The following is a 1,999-nucleotide window of genomic DNA, read 5'->3' as shown; positions in this document are numbered from 1 at the left end:
ATGAAGCTAATAAACAAGCTGAATATATTGCTGAATTAGAAGCAAAAATCAATCGAAGCGGTCTTGAAAAAGAAGCGTCTAAAATGCTTTCTGAAGCTGGAATTGTGGCAACTGATGAAATTCTTGATTTTGTTGTTAAAGATAGCGCTGAGAATACGCAGGAAACTGTAAACAAATTCACAACACTTGTGAATAATCTTGCTGACAAGAAGGTCAGTGAAATGCTCAAAGGGAAAACGCCTAAAAAAGTTGAACAGTCAACTACTGGCGGAATTACCAAAGAGCAATTTAGTCGAATGGGTTATAAGAGCCGTAATGAACTGCTTCAAAATAATCCAGAATTATACGCACAATTAGCGAAAGGATAATAAAAAATGACACAAACAAAAGTTGCGCAAATGATTAATCCGGAAGTTATGGCAGATATGGTTTCAGCGAAACTTCCGAAACTTATCAAGTTTACATCACTTGCTTATGTTGAGCGTGAACTTGTCGGACAACCGGGGAACACTTTGACAGTCCCACGTTGGGAATATTCTGGTGATGCTAAAGACATTGCAGAAGGTGTGGCAATCGAACCAGACCAACTTACCACCTCTAAATCAACAATGACGATTAAAAAGGCTGGTAAAGGAATTGAATTAACAGATGAAGCTGTCCTTTCTGGTTTTGGTGACCCGATTGGCCAAGCTACTCATCAAATTGCTCTTGCTATCGCAAATAAGGTTGATAATGACCTTGTTGTAGAAGCAGCTAAAGCAACGCAATACGTAGATGATGCTCCTACGACAGGAGCTGCACTTGATAAAGCACTTGCAGTTTTTGCAGATGAAGATGATGCACGTTATGTAGCCATTATTAATCCAGCTGATGCGATTGATTTACGAGCTAATACTGTTAAAGAATGGATTTCAGGAACAGAAATCGGAGCGAATACGGTTGTATCTGGTACTTTTGGGGAAACTCGTGGCGTTCAGATTGTTCGTTCTAATAAAGTTACAAAAGGAAAAGGTTTTCTTGTTAAAGTTTCAGCTGATGAAACTGACACGGACGATGTAGCTAAATACGGTGCATTTGTTATCAATCTCAAACGTGATGTTGCGATTGAAACAGATCGTGATATTTTGAAGAAAACTACCGTAATCACTGGTGACGAACATTACGGTGTGTACCTTTATGACCCTACGAAAATCGTTAAATTCGGAGGAAACGGCTGATGGGAATGTTGCTACGACGTCATTATGTTAAAGAAGAAATTACTGATTTAGCTGATAAGACAATCAAAGAATTGAAAGCGATGGCGAAAGAAAAAGGTGTTGAGGGATATTCTACTCTTGATAAAGAGACTTTAATAAAATCGTTGAAGGAGTAAGGACATGACGATTATCGAGCAAGTCAAGACCCTGTTAGGTATTTCTGATGATTTGCAAGATGAACTTTTGGAGGTTATTCAAGAACTCACGGAGTCGCATTTTAAAGCATATTCTAAGCAGGACATTATCCCGAAAAACCTTGCTTATATCATTGTTGAAGTTATGATTAAACGATTCAATAGAATTGGCTCGGAGGGAATGACTTCGCAAAATGTGGAAGGTTTAAGCGTGGGGTTTGCACTAGATGATTTTTTAGAGTATGACAGGATTATCAAGCAACACTTTTCTAGTGATTTTCAAGCAGGATTTAAAATGTTATGAGATATGGCGAGCGTGTAGATTTGATTTGTGTATCAGAAGAACGATACGACCCTGAAATTGGGGAATATGTAGGAGGTAATGAGGTTTTTCAGACAGTTCCAGCTTTTGTGATGGATATGAGCTTGTCTCGCCAAGAAATGGTTTATGGTTCTTTTAAATCAGGAAGAAAGATGGTTTATTTACAAAGAAAGCCATCTTTCTGCTTCGAGAAAATCCGTTATCTAGGAAAATTTATCTTGCTACGGCTGAAAAGCAAAACGGTAAAGTTTATTTTTTAGAAAGGGACGAAAGCCTTGGCGGGAGTG

At 38.3% G+C, this 1,999-nt stretch carries 5 protein-coding genes; all 5 read left to right on the top strand.

Features of this window, described 5'->3' with window-relative positions; genetic code table 11:
* Positions 1 to 368 (top strand): capsid assembly scaffolding protein Gp46 family protein (locus tag STRDD10_RS11455; RefSeq protein ID WP_156468570.1); only part of this gene is annotated, 368 nt, incomplete at its 5' end.
* A 6-nt stretch (positions 369 to 374) separates the two neighbouring features.
* Complete coding sequence (locus tag STRDD10_RS02970; RefSeq protein WP_067192979.1) at positions 375 to 1,217, top strand: N4-gp56 family major capsid protein; 843 nt, start codon at positions 375 to 377, stop codon at positions 1,215 to 1,217.
* Complete coding sequence (locus STRDD10_RS10385) at positions 1,217 to 1,372, top strand: Rho termination factor N-terminal domain-containing protein (RefSeq protein WP_082782025.1); 156 nt, start codon at positions 1,217 to 1,219, stop codon at positions 1,370 to 1,372. The genes STRDD10_RS02970 and STRDD10_RS10385 overlap by 1 nt, the downstream gene beginning before the upstream one ends.
* A gap of 4 nt (positions 1,373 to 1,376) precedes the next feature.
* Entirely contained in the window at positions 1,377 to 1,694 is a 318-nt protein-coding gene (locus STRDD10_RS02965; RefSeq protein WP_067192977.1) for a phage head-tail connector protein, read from the top strand.
* A complete protein-coding gene (locus STRDD10_RS02960; protein WP_067192975.1) occupies positions 1,691 to 1,972 on the top strand; it encodes a hypothetical protein in 282 nt (93 codons plus the stop codon). Before STRDD10_RS02965 ends, STRDD10_RS02960 begins: the two co-directional genes overlap by 4 nt.
* Positions 1,973 to 1,999: the final 27 nt, after the last annotated feature.

This window comes from Streptococcus sp. DD10 (assembly GCF_001578805.1).
GTDB lineage: Bacteria > Bacillota > Bacilli > Lactobacillales > Streptococcaceae > Streptococcus.
The sequence above is the reverse complement of the archived record's forward strand: the minus strand, read 5'-3'. Positions and strand labels throughout refer to the sequence as shown.